General features: G+C 46.1%; 17 protein-coding genes. 4 read left to right on the top strand and 13 right to left on the bottom strand.

Going from position 1 to position 18825, the window contains the following annotated elements:
- The first annotated feature begins 66 nt into the window (after window positions 1-66).
- From GJB61_RS19270 to GJB61_RS19280, 3 genes are all read left to right on the top strand, one after another.
- Complete coding sequence (locus GJB61_RS19270) at window positions 67-2121, top strand: beta-galactosidase (protein ID WP_154120644.1); 2055 nt, start codon at window positions 67-69, stop codon at window positions 2119-2121.
- A gap of 241 nt (window positions 2122-2362) precedes the next feature.
- Window positions 2363-3037: an AzlC family ABC transporter permease gene (locus tag GJB61_RS19275; RefSeq protein WP_154120767.1), complete on the top strand. Its 675-nt coding sequence runs from the start codon at window positions 2363-2365 to the stop codon at window positions 3035-3037.
- Window positions 3028-3354: an AzlD domain-containing protein gene (locus tag GJB61_RS19280; RefSeq protein WP_154120645.1), complete on the top strand. Its 327-nt coding sequence runs from the start codon at window positions 3028-3030 to the stop codon at window positions 3352-3354. The genes GJB61_RS19275 and GJB61_RS19280 overlap by 10 nt, the downstream gene beginning before the upstream one ends.
- 10 nt (window positions 3355-3364) lie before the next feature.
- Here GJB61_RS19280 and GJB61_RS19285 read toward each other — a convergent pair whose 3' ends face one another.
- The 8 genes from GJB61_RS19285 to GJB61_RS19320 all read right to left on the bottom strand — a co-directional run bounded on the left by GJB61_RS19285 (window position 3365) and on the right by GJB61_RS19320 (window position 12657).
- Window positions 3365-4696 carry a hypothetical protein gene (locus tag GJB61_RS19285; RefSeq protein ID WP_154120646.1) on the bottom strand — a complete coding sequence of 444 codons (1332 nt, stop codon included), beginning with the start codon at window positions 4694-4696 and terminating at the stop codon, window positions 3365-3367.
- Window positions 4693-5781 carry a DUF58 domain-containing protein gene (locus GJB61_RS19290; protein WP_154120647.1) on the bottom strand — a complete coding sequence of 363 codons (1089 nt, stop codon included), beginning with the start codon at window positions 5779-5781 and terminating at the stop codon, window positions 4693-4695. The genes GJB61_RS19285 and GJB61_RS19290 overlap by 4 nt, the downstream gene beginning before the upstream one ends.
- Window positions 5782-5784: 3 nt before the next feature.
- Window positions 5785-6762: an AAA family ATPase gene (locus tag GJB61_RS19295; protein ID WP_154120648.1), complete on the bottom strand. Its 978-nt coding sequence runs from the start codon at window positions 6760-6762 to the stop codon at window positions 5785-5787.
- A gap of 104 nt (window positions 6763-6866) precedes the next feature.
- Window positions 6867-7964, bottom strand: a complete 1098-nt coding sequence (locus GJB61_RS19300; RefSeq protein ID WP_154120649.1) for a GerAB/ArcD/ProY family transporter — start codon at window positions 7962-7964, stop codon at window positions 6867-6869.
- A 21-nt stretch (window positions 7965-7985) separates the two neighbouring features.
- A complete protein-coding gene (locus GJB61_RS19305) occupies window positions 7986-9134 on the bottom strand; it encodes a Ger(x)C family spore germination protein (protein WP_154120650.1) in 1149 nt (382 codons plus the stop codon).
- Window positions 9131-10576, bottom strand: coding sequence for a spore germination protein (locus tag GJB61_RS19310; RefSeq protein ID WP_154120651.1), 1446 nt, complete (start codon window positions 10574-10576; stop codon window positions 9131-9133). The genes GJB61_RS19305 and GJB61_RS19310 overlap by 4 nt, the downstream gene beginning before the upstream one ends.
- Before the next feature lie 146 nt (window positions 10577-10722).
- The gene (locus GJB61_RS19315) at window positions 10723-11706 is read right to left on the bottom strand and encodes an aldo/keto reductase (RefSeq protein WP_338115952.1); all 984 of its coding nucleotides are present in this window, start codon (window positions 11704-11706) and stop codon (window positions 10723-10725) included.
- A gap of 90 nt (window positions 11707-11796) precedes the next feature.
- Window positions 11797-12657: a DUF421 domain-containing protein gene (locus tag GJB61_RS19320; RefSeq protein ID WP_154120653.1), complete on the bottom strand. Its 861-nt coding sequence runs from the start codon at window positions 12655-12657 to the stop codon at window positions 11797-11799.
- Window positions 12658-12865: 208 nt separating this feature from the next.
- On the opposite strand from GJB61_RS19320, the gene GJB61_RS19325 reads away from it, so the two are divergent.
- Window positions 12866-13072, top strand: a complete 207-nt coding sequence (locus tag GJB61_RS19325; protein ID WP_154120654.1) for a DUF1657 domain-containing protein — start codon at window positions 12866-12868, stop codon at window positions 13070-13072.
- A gap of 49 nt (window positions 13073-13121) precedes the next feature.
- Here GJB61_RS19325 and GJB61_RS19330 read toward each other — a convergent pair whose 3' ends face one another.
- From GJB61_RS19330 to GJB61_RS19350, 5 genes are all read right to left on the bottom strand, one after another.
- Window positions 13122-14915 carry an ABC transporter ATP-binding protein gene (locus GJB61_RS19330; protein ID WP_229522016.1) on the bottom strand — a complete coding sequence of 598 codons (1794 nt, stop codon included), beginning with the start codon at window positions 14913-14915 and terminating at the stop codon, window positions 13122-13124.
- A 4-nt stretch (window positions 14916-14919) separates the two neighbouring features.
- Window positions 14920-16650 (bottom strand): ABC transporter ATP-binding protein, encoded by a 1731-nt coding sequence (locus GJB61_RS19335; RefSeq protein ID WP_338115953.1) that lies wholly within the window; start codon window positions 16648-16650, stop codon window positions 14920-14922.
- Between the two features lie 15 nt (window positions 16651-16665).
- The gene (locus GJB61_RS19340) at window positions 16666-17031 is read right to left on the bottom strand and encodes a DMT family transporter (protein ID WP_154120655.1); all 366 of its coding nucleotides are present in this window, start codon (window positions 17029-17031) and stop codon (window positions 16666-16668) included.
- A complete protein-coding gene (locus GJB61_RS19345; RefSeq protein WP_154120656.1) occupies window positions 17031-17585 on the bottom strand; it encodes a TetR/AcrR family transcriptional regulator in 555 nt (184 codons plus the stop codon). Before GJB61_RS19345 ends, GJB61_RS19340 begins: the two co-directional genes overlap by 1 nt.
- A 152-nt stretch (window positions 17586-17737) precedes the next feature.
- Window positions 17738-18805: a Gfo/Idh/MocA family protein gene (locus GJB61_RS19350; protein WP_154120657.1), complete on the bottom strand. Its 1068-nt coding sequence runs from the start codon at window positions 18803-18805 to the stop codon at window positions 17738-17740.
- Window positions 18806-18825 lie beyond the last annotated feature (20 nt).

Below are 18825 nucleotides of genomic sequence, written 5' to 3' on the forward strand. Positions count from 1 at the left end.
TACTACTGATACTACAATAGATGAGTATAGGAAATAAAGCATATATTTAATACTTTGGAGGTCACTATGAATAAACTTGTCGCTAAGGAACAATTCGAGCTTGGTGTCTGTTATTACCCGGAGCATTGGCCTGAAAGCATGTGGGCTGATGATTACCGCCGCATGGTAGAAATGGGCTTTACAATCATTCGTATGGGCGAATTCGCCTGGTCTATTTTTGAACCGCAGGAGGGCAACTTTCAATTTGGTTTGTTTGACCGTGCCATCGATCTGGCTCACAGTTATGGACTTAAGGTTGTACTGGGAACACCGACAGCTACTCCTCCCGCTTGGCTTACGGAGAAGTATCCCGAAGTGCTGAATGTAACCTATGAAGGAGTAACCCTGCAGCATGGTATGCGGCGCCATTATAACTACAGCAGTCCCAAATACCACCAGCTTTGTGCAGAGATTGCGGGTCAGTTAGCAGATCATTATGGCAATCACCCGGGTGTGGTCGGCTGGCAGATAGATAACGAACTTAACTGCGAAATCAGTGAATTCTACTCCGAGAGTGATCACACGGCTTTCAGAAAATGGCTGCAGCACAAATACGAGTCGCTGGATAAGCTGAACGAAGCCTGGGGTGCCGTATTCTGGAATCAGAGTTACAGTGACTGGTCACAGGTCTATTTGCCGCGGCCAACCCCATCCCCCAAACAACCCAATCCGCATCAGGCGTTGGACGAGAAGCGTTTTATTTCCGACAACACCATAGCCTTCGCCAAAATACAAGCGGATATCATCCGCGCCAAAGCACCCCAGCAATGGGTGACCACCAATGGTTTATTCGGGCATCTCGACAGCCATGAGCTGAACGATCAGTTGCTGGATTTCTTCAGCTATGATTCGTATCCGCAGTTCTCCAGCATTTATTATGATGCTGCTGAAGTGAATCCACTTCGGGATCGCGGCTGGGGCCTCTCATTGTCGGCGGTGCGCTCAATCTCGCCTAATTTCTGTATTATGGAACAGCAATCCGGTCCTGGAGGTTGGGTGAACCGGATGGATATGCCTTCACCAAAACCGGGGCAGATGCGTTTATGGACCTATCAATCTATCGCACACGGTGCTGATATGGTGCTCTATTTCCGCTGGCGGACGGCTACGATGGGGAATGAAATCTATTGGCACGGAATTAATGATTACCATAACCAGCCCAACCGTAGAGTGCGGGAAGCGGCACAGATCGGCCAAGAGCTAGTAGCATCAGGTCAAGCAATTGTCGGAACAGTTACCCAAGCTAAGGTAGCGATTGTCCGTGATTATGATAACGAGTGGGACGGAGAATACGATGTATGGCATGGTCCTTTTATGTGGCAGAGCAACAAGGAATGGTTTAAGGCGCTGCAACACAAGCATATTCCGAATGACGTACTCTACTTACGTAGCAAGACTACACTTGAGGAACTTACCCGTTACGAAGTGTTGATCTATCCGCATCCAGCCATCCTAGCTGACGAGACGGCCGCTTTATTGGATGCCTATGTTCTCCAAGGTGGCAAGCTGATCTTTGGCTGCAGAACGGGTTATAAGGATAAGCGCGGCCAATGTTATATGCGTCCTTTTCCTGGAGCAGCCCAGTCACTCTGCGGCATTACAGTGGAGGAATTTACAATGGTGAAGGGAACACGCCTTCCTACCTTCATAAGCTGGGCAGATGAACCGGAATTGCTTACCGGGGCAGATTCTTTTAATGAAATTCTACAAGTAGTAGAAGACTCCGTTGAGGTCATGGGCAGCTATGCCAGTGATTATTATGCTGGCAAACCGGCCGTGACGCGGAACCAACGTGGCAAAGGCGAAGTTTGGTATTATGGGGCTGTATTCAACGAGGACGCGGCAGTTCAAATCATCAACCACTTGGGACTTCAGTCTCCTGCAGCAGCATGGCTTGAGCTTCCTACAGATGTAGAGTTGCAAATCCGTGAGAGCGATTCCTCCAGTTATACCTTCTTGCTTAACTATAGTAAAGAACCTATGGCTATCCTGCTGAAAGAAGAAAAAAGAGATTTGTTAACCGACCAACTGATAGTAGGAACACATACGTTAGAAGGTTTCGGAGTGTTAGTGTTGTATTGATATATAAAGCAGTGCAAGAAGAAGCCCTTGTCTATAACGACGAGGGCTTCTTTGTTCATAATAACAATCCAATCCGCTGTGAATTGACAGATATCTGAATTGCTTTTATAGTGTAATGAACTTTGGTAGTTTACAGTTATACATAGCCTAATAAATTTTTTTCAGTGAGGTGAACATACAAGTGAAGCTGGAAACCGCTCTATTAGAGTCACACGCGGTCCCGGAAAGTGAAGCCAGCTTTATGCAGGGAGTCAAAGATTGCCTTCCTACTTTGCTGGGATATTTAAGCATCGGCTTTGCGGCTGGCGTTGTTGAGAAAACAGCGGGGCTTTCCGTAGCTGAAATTGCGATGATGTCTATCATTCTATATGCTGGCTCCGCCCAGTTTATAGCGGCCGGGATGATCGCTGCTGGAAGTACTGCAACCAGCATTGTAATTACTATATTATTTGTGAATCTTCGACATCTACTGCTCAGTGCAGCTTTGTCGCCTTATTTCCGGCACCTGACGCCCCTGCGCAATATGCTGATAGGTTCATTGCTCACCGATGAAACCTTTGGGGTAGCGATTAATGAGAGCGCGAAGAAACATAAGATCAGTGAACGATGGATGCACGGTTTAAATATCACCGCTTATCTCAACTGGTTCATAGCGAATATAGCTGGAGCTCTTTTGGGACAATGGATCTCGAATCCAGAATCATTGGGTCTTGATTTTGCATTGCCTGCAATGTTCATTGGACTGCTAGTACTTACATTGCTAAGTAGAAGCAAATTTGCTGTTGATATCGTAGTCGCGCTAATAGCTGTGCTGATAGCTGTTGGTGTTTCTCTTTTGTGGTCACCAAGCATAGGTGTTATTGCTGCAACGCTTGTCGCTTCAACGATTGGAATGGTGATTGATAAATGGAGATAAGCGCGGATAACTTCTTCATTATTATCGGTGCAGCCCTGGTAACCTTTATTCCACGGGTTCTGCCACTCATGCTGCTGAGCCGGATTACCATCCCCGCCTGGGGGATGCGTTGGCTAAATTTTGTTCCGATTGCCGTCATGTCTGCTTTGATTGCTCAAGAGCTGTTCATACAGGATGGAGAGTTGATGCTTTCTTCAAATAATCTGGAGATTATTGCCGCTCTACCCACGTTTTGGATAGCCATCAAAACACGCAGCCTGCTCGGAACAGTAGTGACTGGAATCATTTCGTTAATGCTATTGCGCTATTTTTGGTAATTGAGACTCCTTACAACTTTAATTCTTTTTTCAATGCAGTCACATCAGCTTCGGAAGGTTCCTGTTCACCGTATCTGACTTCCTCATACAGCTTAAGCAGATTATCCGGCGTTGTTACGGAGTCTTTATCCCCTTTATGCGTACGGTTCTTGAGATCAGACCACTTCAGGATATCTGTTCTTGTCTCCAGTGGAGTGAGGTACTGCTTCACTTCATAACCGCTTTCGCTCTTTGAGCCTAACCAGTGCCGGTATAACCATCTGACGCGCTCACGATTCCCCTTCATCTGCTCCCAACGATCCTGGCGTCCGCCTAGGTTCAGCTTGGTGCTCCAGTAATCCTTCAGGCCTTGCACTGTCTTTTCCCAGGTGAATATATTCTTCTCCTCATCAAGAAAAGCGTCATTTGCCGTCGGGATTCGTTCCTTACGCAGCATAGACAGCAGGCGATCTATTGCTCTTCGCCAGATCCCGCTCGTATTTCTGTACAGATAGCGGAGAGCAAAGTAGGCTAAAGCTCCAATGGCTAATGCAGCTAAGATATAAAAAGAGATATTAAGGATTGCAGCCAATAGGCCAGGTTCGTTAGCCGGACCCTGTGGAAGCACAGGGGGAGTTGCGACTGGCGCACTTTGTGGGGGCGGAGGTGTTTCCGAGCCAGCAAACAAACGACTGACCCACCCAAGGATCATTCGAACGGTATTCCAGAGCAGAACACCAATGAATCTCCCAGCGCCAGCAGCCAGCACTGCGCCAGCAATTACAATGGCAATTACAAACAGTCGGTTATGCCGCAGCAGTCCTTTTGGCAACCTTGTGGATTCCCTGGAGAAGGAGCTGTACCGTAAGTAATTACTATTGGACATGAATAAGGCCAGGACAAGACATAGACTGCCGCTCCAGTTTAATAACGTACTGCTGTCCTGCAAGGCAGGAATTCTATGAAAGACAATCGTAGCGATAAAATAGAGAACTATACCCGCCCAATAGATTTTGAAACGGTCAGGGCGTGAATCTGCAGTCATACCCTGGTAGGTACAGATGAAACCAGCGACTATCATCGGAATTCCTGTAATAGAAATACCGCTAGAAATAACTCCAAGAACAAGTCCTAGCCCCAGTGCAACTACTAGCTGTTTCCACTTGAGATTACAGTAATCTCGCAGAAATACACCAACCAAAGATAGAAGTGGAAGTATGTAGACCCATGGCAGGCCAGCCTGCTCAGGAAGTAAATAGACCTGAAGCAGAACCAAAAGCGGCATATATAATAGCAGCTCTATTAAACAGGATAACCAGAGCTTTAAGGATTGTCTTAGAAAATTTGTCTCTGGCTGCTTCATGCGCTATCTCTCCCCTGCTCTGGAATATTCAGCCATTCCACGCCATTTCCCAGCTGACTCAGCTGTCCGGCAGCCATCTGCAGCTCTGCTCCCTGATGACAACTGATAATTAGAAAATCTGTGTCTCGGACCCCCGACTCCGCCTGCAGCTCCAGCAGCCTGTTCATAGGCAAAGTTCTGTCCAGATTCAGCTTAGCCAGCAGCACCAGAATATCCTCCAACTGAGACATCGGCTCTGCTTGAATGGGCTCTCTAGCTCCCCCATCATCGAGTCTTCCATTACTGATGAAGCCTGTCTCAATTCCATGCTGCAGTGCATATTCAGCTATCGTAGCCACATACCGAATGCCCAGTTCGATTCGTTCGATATCCGTTACGGTCCTCCACATAGAATCGCTTATCTCCACGTTTAAGCAAATCACCAGCCGTGAATCGGCTGTGTAATCTTTCTTATGCACCTGCATGCTGCCCGAACGGGCCGTAGCCTTCCAGTTCACCAAGCCCATGGAGTCCCCTGAGCTGTACTCGCGGATGCCCGCGGTCAGGAAAGGGTCCTCTACGATCCATCTTTTCACGGGTAGCTCACCTAACCAGCTATGAATGGGCAAAGGCAGCTCCTCTAAATCCATGAGCACTGGGTAGACCAACAGTTCGAGCTGCAATGGGAAGGTCTGTGCCATACGGATTAACCCAAAAAGATCACCGGTGGTCATGGTGACCGACTCCAGATGGTACAAGCCACGCCGCTGACAGGTCACGAGATGGCGACGTTTAATATGACGGTAAGCTCGAAGATAAAATAAGCTAATATGATTCTGATAGATCTCCCCGGTGCTAATCCCCAGATTCTCCTGTCTTCCGAATTCCAGCCCGCGGGCAATACTAGATTCCAGCCGCAGCCAAGGTAAAGGCAACAGCTTCGCATTGACGATCTCTTCGACCATTTCGATGTCTTCACCTTCATAAGCGGCCCTCGTTGAGAAATAGCGGGAATAGCTGACCGCCTTCAACGCATTTCGTTGGTACACTCCTGAGATGAGCAACAACAGCACAATTATGGAGACGATAAACCAGGGCAAAGCCATAGCTTAGATCCCCCTTCCGCCTCTGAGGAGGGTTGAGGGTTCAGCCGGCACCTCCACCTCGCGAAGCACTTGCAGCACAATTGCTGCGCCCTGATCCTCACGTGATTTTAGTCCATGCTGCAAAAGAATACGATGGGCAAGTACAGCTACGGCCACTGCTTTGATATCATCCGGTGTTACATATGCTCTTCCTTGGAGCAGTGCATAACTTTGCGCAGATCTAAGCAAGGCTCCGCTGGCGCGGGGACTTGCCCCTAATTTCACTGCTGTAGACTTCCGGGTAGCTTCTGTAATTCGGATAATATAGGCCAGCAAATCATCACTAATACTGACAGAAGCTGCGAAACGTTGCGCCTCCTGGATGTCTCGTCCATTTGCGACAGCAACCATATCATCGAGCGGATTGTTCTGGCGGAACCGCTGCAGAATGTGGATGCCTTCCTCGAACGACGGATAACCTGACGTAATGCGCATCAGGAAACGGTCAAGCTGTGCCTCCGGCAGCGGAAAGGTGCCCTGATTATCTATCGGATTCTGTGTGGCAATAACCAGAAACGGCGCTTCCAGTCCGTGCGTAACCCCATCAATGGTGATCTGCCGCTCTTCCATGCTCTCCAGCAATGCTGATTGTGTCCGCGGTGTTGCACGGTTGATCTCATCCGCAAGTAATAGATTGGCAAAAACGGGACCCGGGCGGAATTGGAACTCACCTGACTTCTGATTATAGTAGTTAATTCCGCTTAAATCGGAAGGAAGCAAATCCGGCGTAAATTGAATACGCTTGAAGGAGCAATCCAGCGAGCGGGCGAGCGCCTTGGCCAGCAGTGTTTTGCCCGTGCCGGGCACATCTTCTAATAGAACATGACCGTTTGCAAGGAGCGCAGTTAATAGCAGATCCACTCCATCTTTTTTACCGACAATGACTTTGGCCAGATTGGCCCTGATAGATTCAATAAGTTCTGTTACCTCTTGAAGATTCATTAAGAAGAACACCGTCCGTTTCTGAAGAAAGGATATGTATATAATAGTATAATCATAACAGAAAGCGCATCCAAAATATAATTCCCCAAAATACCATTGCTTCTTCAGCGTGTTACTTTATTCTCTTTCTTTCGAAATCGCAGGAAGGCTATAATCGTGTAATAGACGGGGATGCATTCTATAATGAGCCATAGAATAACAACTGCAAAGGAATTGTACTGTTTGAAATAAGCGGCCAGATTGCGGGAGTAATAAAAAGCGATAGCTATTGAAATCACAGTTAATCCAGGAACCAGGTACTTCTTGCCTCGTCCTTTAGTTAGATAGGAAGCACATCTAGATGCAACATAAATCAGGAAGGAACTGTGAATAAACATGGAGGATGACCATAATCCAATTAAAAGAGGGTCAGAGTTTCCCAGCAGATCATCATACGAGGAACTACGGATCATCTCCAGGAAAGGATATTGCAGATCCTTGCTCAAATGAGGGCCGAAATTAAGCAAGGTCAGCATCCAGCCGATCAAGACGGTTAAGAATACACAGACCCCGGCAAGCATCAATCTCTTCAGCATTTTAATTTCTATTTTCAAATCAGGAGCCACAAATAAAAACACAACCCATTCGGCAAACCATGTCATCACCATAATGGAGTCTTTGATAGCAAGTCCCGGATCATGGTAATGCAGGAACGCCGGCAGCATATTAAAGTCAGCATCAGGGATGAACAAATAGAACGTAAAGGTAATCGCAACTACAAATATCAAGAAAATTCCATCTGACATATACACTATCGTAGAAAACCCAAGACTTGCTGTATACATAATTACTACCCCAATAACACATTGAATGAATAAAGGTGGAGTACCTCTTAAGTAATTCGAACCGAAAAATAAGACAAAATTCTCGATATCAAAGGAGGCATAGTATACACACCAGCTTAGTAGCAAGATAAGCATAAACTTATGCACCCATTTGCCGACAATATCTTTACCAAAGTTCACCCATGCCTGATTCTGTTTTATCTTTCCTAAGTGGATAGTAAACCATAACACAATCAAACTTAATCCACAGCCAACAAATAAGGAAATCCAACCTTGATACGAAGAGCTTGTGATAATGGTTGGAATCAGAAAAATATTAGTTTGTGAACTGAAATAGACTATAGCAAAGCGAAATAATTGCCATTTCGAGGTACGCATAAGTTCTCCCTTCTTCTGAGGTTATTTCTCTGTTCCAAAATCATCGATTTGAAAATCCGCTGTAACTTGTATATCAGCGTCATGTGCATAATAATCATTCCACTGCTCACGGAGCTTTTCCCATTTCTTCGGATAATTCCACTCCATTAACATGCCAAGCTGTAGAACATCAGTGCCCGCTTCCTGAGTTTTCTGAATTGCTTTTGCTACATCTTCGGTTACTATATTCTGAAGTTTAGTCACGATTAAGTGTTCCACTTTGTCCAAGGTTCTGTTCTTTGTGTCTTTCATAAAAATGATACTCATCCTTCCCTTTAACTGCACCTTGAAGACAGGTCTATTCTTGAACATAGTTACTGCCTTTGAGGATTTGGAGCTAATGAATATTGCTGTTGCAGTACTCTTACCATCATCCCAGGTTATTGAATAGTGGGGGAATCTCAGATGACCTCCAGCCCAAGACAATGCCTTGCTCTTTTTAACCTTGAGCGTCCCTTCCATCTTTCCGTCTTGAAATAGCATTGCTCCTTGAATTCCCGCCCAATACTCCGGCTTTCCTTGCTCAGTAGTCTCAGACTTCATGCCAAAGGAAAGATAGTTCATGACAAATCCCATTCCGTTGGCCTCTGCTAATAAGCAGTCTTTTACTGTGGTATCAAACATAAATCTCTCTGCAGCGAATTCCATCAGCACTTGAGAGGGCTGCTGTTCGAAAATAGGTGTCAAGTGGGTGATTTCCTTTGCGCTCCCTGGACTTGCCATGATAAAGGTTCCCAGAGGGAACCCTGGGTCTCTTTTGAACCACTCCAGTAACTCACTAATTCCCTGCTTCGCATACTCTTTCCCTATCACAACTACCTTGATATGAGCGAGATTCAACTGACGGGTCAGATCCTTTTGTATTGAGCTTATGGCCTCAGGCAATGTAGCGGCTGTCTTCGAAACGGTGGTATAGGTTTTTCCGTCCCCACTACCACTTCCAGACTGCTGTCCGGACATCAGGCGATTGGGCAATGGCGCGCTAATCGTAACCTCGACCGTTCCCGGCTCCTTACCAGAATCAATATATAAACCATAAATAAAGATTAATTCATCAAGCTCTACCTTGGACCAGCATCCAGTGAGATTTATCAGCAGCAATAGAATAAGTCCTAGCTTCAGAGTTCTCATTTTTGGCCCTTTCTCTTTAAATTCCTATTGGTATAGGCCGAGCTGCGTTTGCTCATATGCGTGGTTGGAACGCGAAACAAGGTATCCTTCCAATCCTGAAAAATGAGCGGAGCAACTGGTTGTAAATACGGAGTACCGAACGATTTGAGATTAGCCAAATGACCATAAATAACAAAAGCGGCAATAAACACACCTATTAAACCCATAGTTCCACCCAACAACAACAACACAAAACGGAGTAGTCTTAAGGTCAAACCCAGCTCAAGATGCGGAATGATGTAGGAAGCAATTCCAGTAATGGAAACTACAATAACCATTGGGGCGGAGACAATTCCGGCCTGCACAGCGGTTTGGCCAATGACGATACCGCCAATAATGGAGACGGTCTGTCCAACAGGTTTGGGTATTCGGGTCCCCGCTTCTCTCAGGGCTTCAAAGGTAAGCTCCATGATAATAGCTTCCGTCAAAGCTGAGAAGGGTATATTCTCCCTAGCCGAAGCAATAGTTATCAACAAGTTGGAGGGAATAATCTCGGGATGAAAGGTTGTAATAGCCACATAAAGTGAAGGAAGAATCATCGATATAATGGAGAAAAATAAACGGACCAGCCGAATCCAGCTTCCTGCATAGAAGCTTTGATAATAATCCTCAGAGGACTGCAGCAGTGTGAAAAAAGTAGTTGGCATAAGCAAAGCAGAGGGCGTACCATCCTGTAGGATTCCGATTCGTCCTTCCATTAAGGATGCAGCGACAGAATCGGGACGTTCCGTATATTGATATATAGGAAACGGGGAGAAGTTGTTATGCCGCAAATACTCCGCCAAATAGCTGATACCCATAATACCGTCAGTGCTGATTCCTTGCAGCGTCTCTTCAATTTCGGCTAGTATTTCAGGCTTATATAAACCCTCTATGTAAACCACATAAACATCTGTTTTCGTATATTTCCCGATACTATAATGCTTTGTCTTTAAATCAGGGTGTTTGATTCTATGCCGAAGCAGAGACAGGTTGCTCTCAATATCCTCGATAAAAGCCTCTTGCGGACCAATAACCACCAGCTCATTCTGTGATTGAGAGACAGCTCTTTTCTGATATTGGCTTATTTCAAAATAATAAACGAAGGGGAGTTCTTCGATACATAACAGCGCATTACCAGCAACAATAAGGTCGGCTGCTTCATGTGGATCATAAGCTTTGATATAAGGAATGTTAAATGCAAAACCCTGATCCAATCGCTTCATATAGTCTGTCCAATCATTTTCTGCGATGGCCTCTGCTTTTAATGCGGCAGTGATATTCTCCTGCAAACTTCGCGTATCTACGATGGATGGAATGTACATCAGAAGACAAGAATGGTCATGCACCTGAATAGACTGATATACGGCATCACTGCAGCCTGCCAATTGCCTTTTAATAACCTCAAGCATACTTTCCGGCATTCCTGTCACCTCCCTCTATGTACCTCAGCATCTGACTTAGTTTGCCAAAACATTGCCAAAATATACTCTTTAACACCTCTAAATACAGCAACAAGGAACCAGCGCAGGGCCGATTCCTTGTAGGTAAAGAGAATTTTCAATTTCAGTTAATTTAATCCACCCATTACCGGATGCGGTACATAAGGCTCTTCCAAACGTTGAATTTCGACCGTACTAAGCTGGAGATCGACGGCCTCTGCTGCATCCTCAAAATGCTGCATTTTCGTTGCTCCGATAATCGGGGCGGTTACAGGCTGCTTTTGCAAGACCCATGCCAAGGCAATCTGTGCGCGTGGAACGCCACGTTCCTCAGCGATTTCCTTCACTCTCAGTGCAACGATACGATCTGCTTCATCTGTTCTGGAATAGAGTATTTTGCCGAACTCATCCGTTTCGGAGCGGGCGCTCGTCACTTCCCAATCCCTAGTCAGCCGACCACGTGCAAGTGGACTCCAAGGAATAACTCCAATACCTTCGGCTGCACACAGTGGCAGCATTTCACGTTCTTCTTCACGATACAGCAGGTTCACATAGTTCTGCATAGAGACAAATCGAGTCCAGCCATTTCGTTCTGCTGTATGTAGCGCCTTAAGAAATTGCCAGGCATACATGGAGGAGGCCCCAATATAACGAGCCTTGCCGGACTTAACAACATCATGCAAGGCCTCCATCGTTTCTTCAATCGGGGTTTCATTGTCCCAGCGGTGGATCTGATACAGATCTACATAATCAGTTCCTAAACGTTTAAGACTATGGTCAATTTCGCTTAAGATCACCTTGCGTGACAATCCTCCACCGTTAGGGCCTGGACGCATACGGCCGTGCACCTTGGTAGCAATAACTACCTCATCCCTTGTAGCCAAATCCTTCAGGGCGCGGCCGACTATCTCTTCGCTAGTCCCGTCGGAATAAACATTGGCTGTATCAAAAAAATTAATGCCCAGTTCAAGCGCTTTTTGAATAAAAGGCCGGCTCAGTTCTTCCTTCAATGTCCAGGCGTGTGCTCCACGTTCAGGAATGCCATAGCTCATACAGCCAAGGCATATCCGAGATACATCCAGACCGGTTGATCCCAGTTTCACATATTTCACGATTAACAGCATCCTCTCTATAAACGAAAGTTAAAATAACATTCTTTTATAGTATAGCGCCGTTGCAGCGGAATTAAAAATAGGAGGTAACTAACTCTGTATCAATGGCTTTAGAGTCACTAGTATCGCCTGCAATTGCTCAGAACACTGCTCATACATTTGCTTGGCCGCTTTATTTTCCGTAGACAGACTGAACATTTCCAGATCCGCTTCACATTTTTTTAGCAAAGCATATAATTGGGGTTTCTCTTGTGGCTGAGGAACCTCCACCTTGTCTGCATATAAGTCTACAGTCAGTTCACCGTAAGAATCGACTTGGCCCAGAAATACATTCTCGACGGTAAAGCCGAGTTTATCCAGCTGCCCCTGCAGCCAGCCACGAGTAAGGCCCAAAGTATCCAGAGGTTCATCTAGAACCTTACCGTCCATAATGACAGCCTGCGTCTCCCGCTCCGGTGCTACCTTAACGCCAAGATGTTTTGGTGTCAGTGGTTGATTTTCCCGCGTTAGCAGCACGTTGATGGCTCCGTCTGACTCCATGATCGCAAACTCGACATCAGCTACTTTGAACACATCCTTCTTGCGCAGCTCCTCCAGCAATTCATCGGTAGTTAGACGCTCCTTCTTCATATTATCTTCTAGGATCTTTCCGTCTTTAATCAATACTGTGGCCTTGAAGTCAATAAAATCCCGTGCTTTTTTACTTTTGATCTGTAAATATTCAATTCCATAGGAGAACACCACCCAGACAAGCAGTGCAATGACCCCCAAATGCCAAGTCTTATCCGTATCCAGAGACACATATGCGGCTATACTTCCGAGGGTAATCCCTGTAATATACTCAAAGAACGAAAGCTGCGAAACCTGTCGTTTACCCAGCAATTTCGTTAAAAAGAAAAGTGCAACCACCGCGAAAATCGTTCGCAAAATAACCTCTATCCATTCTGGCATTCCAATAAACCTCCTTTTATTAATCCTGCATATCAGTAACACTCATTATTTGTCAAAGAAGATCCGATCAACCTACAATTTCACTTCTTATTTATGGAAAAATTCATGAAGCTGAGGATAGGGAGATATTACCTGATTGACAGCCATAGCTCAGGTAGATAATAGTAAGCGTTCATAGTAGATCTACCAAAAAAGGAGGAAAACTTAAATGACCGTATCTTCACAAGTGAAGACCTGCGTCTCTTCATTAAAAAGTGCACAAGCCAGTCTTGAGCAATTTGCCATGGAAACTCAGAATCAGGATGCCAAAAACCTGTTCACCAATGCTGCTCAGCAAACGCAGCAAATTGTTCAACAGGTTGAGAGCCGTGTAACTGAATTGGAAAATGAAGAACCTCAATATAAAGGGTTCTAAATAGAATAAAAATGCCTATCCATTATACAGAAATGGGCTGGGCATTTTTCTATTTCACATATGAAGGAGGAAGTAATTCTAATTCATCCATCTTGCCAGACTCTTCCTCTTCCTCAAAACCCTTCCCACTGCCATGCAGCTCGTAATATAGACCTTCTCTAAGCAGGAGCTCCTCATGATTCCCTTGTTCAACAATCTGCCCGTCCTTAATGACCAGAATGGTATCTGCATGGCGAATTGTGCTCAGACGATGGGCAATGATGAAGCTGGTTCTGCCTGCAATCACCTGCTTGATTGCCTTCTGGATCTGAATTTCTGCCAGCGTATCGACACTGCTGGTTGCTTCATCGAGAATCAGCAAAGCCCGATCGGCGAGAATCGCTCGTGCGATCGTGATCAGTTGTCTTTGTCCCTGACTAATATTCCCGCCTTCAGCGGAGAGTTCGGTTAGATAGCCTTGAGCTAAGCGGGAAATAAACAGATGGGCATGAGCTTGCACTGCCGCTTCTTCCACTTCTTCATCCGTAGCTTCAAGCCGTCCGTAGCGAATATTGTCACGTATTGTCCCTGAGAAAAGATGCGCATCCTGCAACACGATGCTAAGTTGAGCTCGCAGACTGTTCTTGCTCACGGTACTTATATCTGTGCCATCAATCAAAATTGAACCTTCGTTAATCTCAAAAAAACGCCCCAATAGATTCACAATCGTCGTCTTCCCAGCACCTGTTGGTCCTACTAAAGCTATCGTCTCTCCAGGGTTGGCAGTAAAGGTGATTTCCTTTAAAATCTCTTTGCCAGTATCATACTGGAAGCTGACGCCCTTGAACTCAACCTTGCCAGTGATCGGCTTCAAATGTCCAAGCGAAGCCTCATCCTCATATTCAGAAGGAATATCGAGAATTTCAAAGACTCGTTCTGCTCCGGCCACTCCAGCTTGTATCATATTGTACTGGTTAGCTACCTCATTCAGCGGACCACTGAATTGTCGTGAATAGCCCAGAAAACTGACGATAATACCAACCGTTGTTAGATCCCTTACAGCCAGCCAGCCGCCCACAGCTGCGATAAGCAGGTAGGTGGTATGACCGAACAGGTTCATGAACGGCCCCATAACCCCGGAGAAAATTTGTGCTCGAATCCCGACCTTCTTCAGTCTCTCATTGGTTTCGTTAAACTCCGCAGCGATCCGCGACTCTTGGTGGAACAAGTGTACGACCTTATGCCCAGACACGGTTTCTTCAATGAAACCATTCATTTGACCCAGCTCCTGCTGCTGGCCTTTGAATTGAACCTGTGTTCTACGGGAAATCCATTTGGCAAAGAACGTAATTAAAGGAGCTGTTACAAGTGCAATAAGCGTCAGCCATATATTTAAAAAGAGCATCATCGTCAAGGAGCCAATCAGCATAATCACACTGGATATCAGTTGCACCAGACTTTGATTCAACGTATTCGATACGTTATCAATATCATTGGTCGTGCGGCTCATGAGCTCGCCATGGCTTTTTCCGGCAAAGAAAGGAATGGGCAGTTGCTGCAGATGCTGAAAAAGATCCCGGCGCAGACTCCAGACGGTTCGCTGCGACACCTCAGCTAAGATAATGCTCTGCAACCAGGACACCAGACTGCTTAATATAGCTACAGCGATTAGCAGGATACAAAGTTCCAGAAAACCTTCGTAACGCCCGGGAATAATATACCGGTCCAGAGCTGCGCCTGTTAGATAAGGACCGAGTAAGGTTAGGCCTGCAGCCATTAGGGTTAATAAGAAAACCAAAATCAGACGCACAGGATACTTCAGCAGGTATTGCCCCAGTCTTTTTAAAGTAGCAGTAGTTGACATAAGATTAAGCTCCTTGCTGGGATATGGCGATATCCCGGTAGAGATGACTGGTCTGAAGCAGTACATTGTGAGTGCCGCTAGCGGTGATCCGTCCATTTTCGAGCACCAGAATGAGATCGGCATGTTCGATGGACGCTATTCTTTGACCAATAATAATACAGGTGCTATTCTTCATTACGCTTTGCAGGGATTGCCGGATAAGCAGGTCTGTATTCAGATCTACTGCACTTGTACAGTCATCTAAAATAATGATTTGCGGTTTCAAGAGCAAGGTTCTCGCTATCGAAATCCGTTGTTTCTGTCCCCCCGACAGATTCACACCACGCTGACCAAGAATCGTATCATAGCCCTCCGGCAACCCCATAATGAAATCATGTGCCTGAGCTAGCTGAGTTGCTACTTCCACTTCTTCGCGTGTAGCTTCAGGTTTGCCGTAACGCAGATTCTCCATAATCGTTCCGCTAAAAAGCATAGCCTGCTGAAGTACCATGCCTACTTCCTGATGTAACCGCTCGGGCTCAAGTTCATTGATGTTGTGCGAATCAATCCGAATTGCCCCATGGGTCACTTCATAGAGACGTGGGATTAAACTGACCAACGTGGATTTGCCAGAGCCGTTGACGCCGATGATCCCCACAGTCTGTCCTGCTTCCACGCTAAAATGAATATCACTCAGCACCGCGTGCTCCGGATTACCATCGTAGCTAAAGGACACATGTTGAAATTCCAACCGCCCCTTCAGTTGCACAACAGGCTTAGTCAGATTTACCTCCGCCTTATCTGCTGCCTCAGAAGGGGTTTCCAACAACACTTCATTTACTCGATCGGCCGAAGCTTTGGCCCTTGAAAGTATCATAATCTGGTTGCCAATCCCAAGGGTGGCGAACAGTAATTGCGAGATGTAAGTCAGAAACGCGGCCAGATCACCTACCGAGAGTGTCCCCTCACGCGAAAGCACACCTCCATACCATAAGGCAGCGACTACGCTGAAGTTAAGAATAAGCGACATCAGAGGATTATTCATAGCGACTGCCTTGGCCGCCTTTAGACTAGCCATTAAGTAATTAGTATTGCTGGTACCAAAACCTTTCTCTTCATGCTCATTGCGCACAAAAGCCTTCACGACGCGAATTCCTGCCAAGTTCTCCTGCATCTTCGTATTCACGCGATCCAGCCGCTCCTGCACGCTTCCATATAGCGGAATCATCAGGCGTGTAGTGACAACGAGCAGCAGCACTAATACCGGAAGCATCGCCAATAGAATTAGAGACAAACGTGGGCTAATAATGAAGGCCATAATCAAACTGCCTGCGAACTGGAAGGCTTGTCTGGCAAACATCCTCAACACCATCAGCACTAAATTCTGCAATTGAACGATGTCTCCGGTAAGCCTTGTGACAAGAGAACCTGAACCCAAACGATCCAGGCTGCGGATGGACAATGTCTGGACTTTTTGAAAGAGCTCCTGACGTAAATCGGCACCAAACTTTTGGGAGGCAATCGTGGAATAGACCGTGCAGCCAACCCCTCCGATCAGACCCACTAATGCAGCGCCTAACATGAGTACTCCTGTATATGTAATATGATTCTGATTGCCAGCAATGACCCCTTGATTCACAATACTGGCCATTAATTTAGGCTGAAGTAGATCCATAGACACCTCAAGCAGCATGAAGAGCGGCCCGAGGAAAGCTACGAACCAATAGGGCTTGATAAATCGGGTAAGCTTAGACACTAGTAGACACCTCAATCACTGTGAGAGTTGTTCTGTCTTGGCTGCCTCCGGCGAATCGCTATGTCCGGGGCCAAAGAAATTTAATACGACAACACCAATTACAATTAAAGCTATACCGATCAAGCTGCCAAGGGAGATTTTTTCTTTCCAGATCAGTACCGATATAATGACCGTGGCGACTGATCCTATACCAGACCAGATGGCATAGGCTGTATTTAGCGGGATTGATTTCAAGGTTATGGATAGAAAGAAAAATGAAAATAGAAAGCCAACAATAACCCCTACGGCCGGAAGCGGTCGTGTAAAACCTTGTGAAGCTTTGAGCATGGAGGTGCCAAACAGTTCACCTGCAATAGAAAGCATCAAATAGAAATAAGCCATTAGTGCCGTTCCTCCTTAGTCCAAGATATCAGCTCGTGATATACTTTGTTCCTCAAATCCGTATCGAGCGGTGCCAATCCGAACATCTCAGCGAACCACAGTCCATCGGCAGCAAGTCTAGCAATTGTGGCCTGAACACTATCTGTTCCGTCATTTTCGATATGGCTCTGCCAGACCTTATATTGCGCCTGCATGCCTTCAAGTAGCTTCGGATTGGCAAAGGCAGCAGCGAATAACGCCGAACTCATATCTACCCCACAATCCAGCTCGTTAAAAGTAGCTTCAACATAGGCCCGGCTCCAAGCGCCATGACTCTGCTGATCCTCCTCTGCCTTGCGCTGGATTTCAGCTCCATAACTCTCATTCAGCTTATCCATCATCCCTTTTATCAAAGCTTCCTTACTTGAAAAATGGTACAACAGTCCTCCTTTGCTAATTCCGGCTTCCTTCGCCAAGGCTTCCAGCGTCAGTTGAGCCACACCATCCCTTTGGACAATATTGGAGGCGGCTTTAAGGATTAAATCCTGTTTAATAAAACTCTTGTCACCTTTCATACTTAGCCGTCTCCTTATATATATTCTAGATTTACTATACCGTCTGGACGGTTTTTAATCAACGAATTTTCAAGGGATTTTACAGACAAAAACCAGTCAAACACGCTAATGTTTAGACTGGTTTGTATGAACTTGGTCACATCATATTAGGTTTAGTCCCTGTATGATTTTTCTCTTAGATGGCTGCTCATGAAATCGGCAAGTTCAATCTTTCTACCTTGCTTGGCGCTTTCCAAAGCTCCGAGCACCATAGCCATGCTGTATCGATTATCGCGGCAATCCGTTTCAGCCGGACGTTGCTCTGCCAGTGATAGGAACATCTCATCCAGACAACCATGATGGAACGTACTGTTCATCTCTACGGTCTGACCCTCGATACGCTCATAATCACGAACGAACTTGCCCGATTGATCTCCAGCCGCAACCACCTCGGCATACGGTATACCCAATCCATCCCAAATGGCCGTACCTTTCTCTCCGGTGATTCGCCAGGATGCTTCCCATGAAGTGGGTGCACCTTCAGCACACCAGGAGCCTTGATAGCAGAACACAGAGCCGTCTGACATTTCAAATATACAGATCGCTGCCGCATTCCCCTCATACCAAGAGCCTGGAGGATTAAATTCCTGACAGTAAACGGTTACAGGATTAGCTCCGCTAATGAAGCGAGCTTGATCAAAGGTGTGGATAGCCATATCCAGCAGTAAAGGGCTGTTCATAACCTCGCGGAAGCCTCCGAAATGCGGAGCTAGAAAAAAGTTAGCCCCGATATATCCCGTTCTGCCGATCGTGTCCGATGTGATAAGGTTCCGTAAAGAGCGGATTCTTGGTTCATAACGACGGTTTTGCATCACTGCATGTGTATTCCCGGTACGTTCTGCTAACGCAACAATCTGATTGCACTGTTCCATCGTTTCTGCTAGCGGCTTCTCACCGAACACATCACAGTCTAGCTCTAAGGCAGTCGTGGCAATCGTGAAATGGCTTGCGGGAATGGTCACATCAAATACGAGATTGGCAGCGGTTTCCTGAATCGCCTGCTTGAGATCCGTAAATTTCAAGCAGGAAATTCCATGCTTCTCGGCCATAACCTCTGCTGACTCCAGCCTAATATCGACCAGTGCTACGATTTCAATATCTTGGCGCTTCAGAGCGTATTCAATCCATTCATTCGCCATTCCGCCGCATCCGGCAATAGCTACACGGTATTGTGCTGTCATCTTGCTCCCCCTCTCAAAAG

Source organism: Paenibacillus monticola (assembly GCF_009664975.1).
GTDB classification, from domain to species: Bacteria; Bacillota; Bacilli; order Paenibacillales; family Paenibacillaceae; genus Paenibacillus_AQ; species Paenibacillus_AQ monticola.

What these genes read in the sequence shown, in the direction of transcription:
- GJB61_RS19270 (WP_154120644.1), top strand. Translation starts at nt 67, where the DNA reads ATGAATAAACTTGTCGCTAAGGAACAATTCGAGCTTGGTGTCTGTTAT.
- GJB61_RS19275 (WP_154120767.1), top strand. Translation starts at nt 2,363, where the DNA reads ATGCAGGGAGTCAAAGATTGCCTTCCTACTTTGCTGGGATATTTAAGC.
- GJB61_RS19280 (WP_154120645.1), top strand. Translation starts at nt 3,028, where the DNA reads ATGGAGATAAGCGCGGATAACTTCTTCATTATTATCGGTGCAGCCCTG.
- GJB61_RS19285 (WP_154120646.1), bottom strand. Translation starts at nt 4,696, where the DNA reads ATGAAGCAGCCAGAGACAAATTTTCTAAGACAATCCTTAAAGCTCTGG.
- GJB61_RS19290 (WP_154120647.1), bottom strand. Translation starts at nt 5,781, where the DNA reads ATGGCTTTGCCCTGGTTTATCGTCTCCATAATTGTGCTGTTGTTGCTC.
- GJB61_RS19295 (WP_154120648.1), bottom strand. Translation starts at nt 6,762, where the DNA reads ATGAATCTTCAAGAGGTAACAGAACTTATTGAATCTATCAGGGCCAAT.
- GJB61_RS19300 (WP_154120649.1), bottom strand. Translation starts at nt 7,964, where the DNA reads ATGCGTACCTCGAAATGGCAATTATTTCGCTTTGCTATAGTCTATTTC.
- GJB61_RS19305 (WP_154120650.1), bottom strand. Translation starts at nt 9,134, where the DNA reads ATGAGAACTCTGAAGCTAGGACTTATTCTATTGCTGCTGATAAATCTC.
- GJB61_RS19310 (WP_154120651.1), bottom strand. Translation starts at nt 10,576, where the DNA reads ATGCCGGAAAGTATGCTTGAGGTTATTAAAAGGCAATTGGCAGGCTGC.
- GJB61_RS19320 (WP_154120653.1), bottom strand. Translation starts at nt 12,657, where the DNA reads ATGCCAGAATGGATAGAGGTTATTTTGCGAACGATTTTCGCGGTGGTT.
- GJB61_RS19325 (WP_154120654.1), top strand. Translation starts at nt 12,866, where the DNA reads ATGACCGTATCTTCACAAGTGAAGACCTGCGTCTCTTCATTAAAAAGT.
- GJB61_RS19330 (WP_229522016.1), bottom strand. Translation starts at nt 14,915, where the DNA reads ATGTCAACTACTGCTACTTTAAAAAGACTGGGGCAATACCTGCTGAAG.
- GJB61_RS19340 (WP_154120655.1), bottom strand. Translation starts at nt 17,031, where the DNA reads ATGGCTTATTTCTATTTGATGCTTTCTATTGCAGGTGAACTGTTTGGC.
- GJB61_RS19345 (WP_154120656.1), bottom strand. Translation starts at nt 17,585, where the DNA reads ATGAAAGGTGACAAGAGTTTTATTAAACAGGATTTAATCCTTAAAGCC.
- GJB61_RS19350 (WP_154120657.1), bottom strand. Translation starts at nt 18,805, where the DNA reads ATGACAGCACAATACCGTGTAGCTATTGCCGGATGCGGCGGAATGGCG.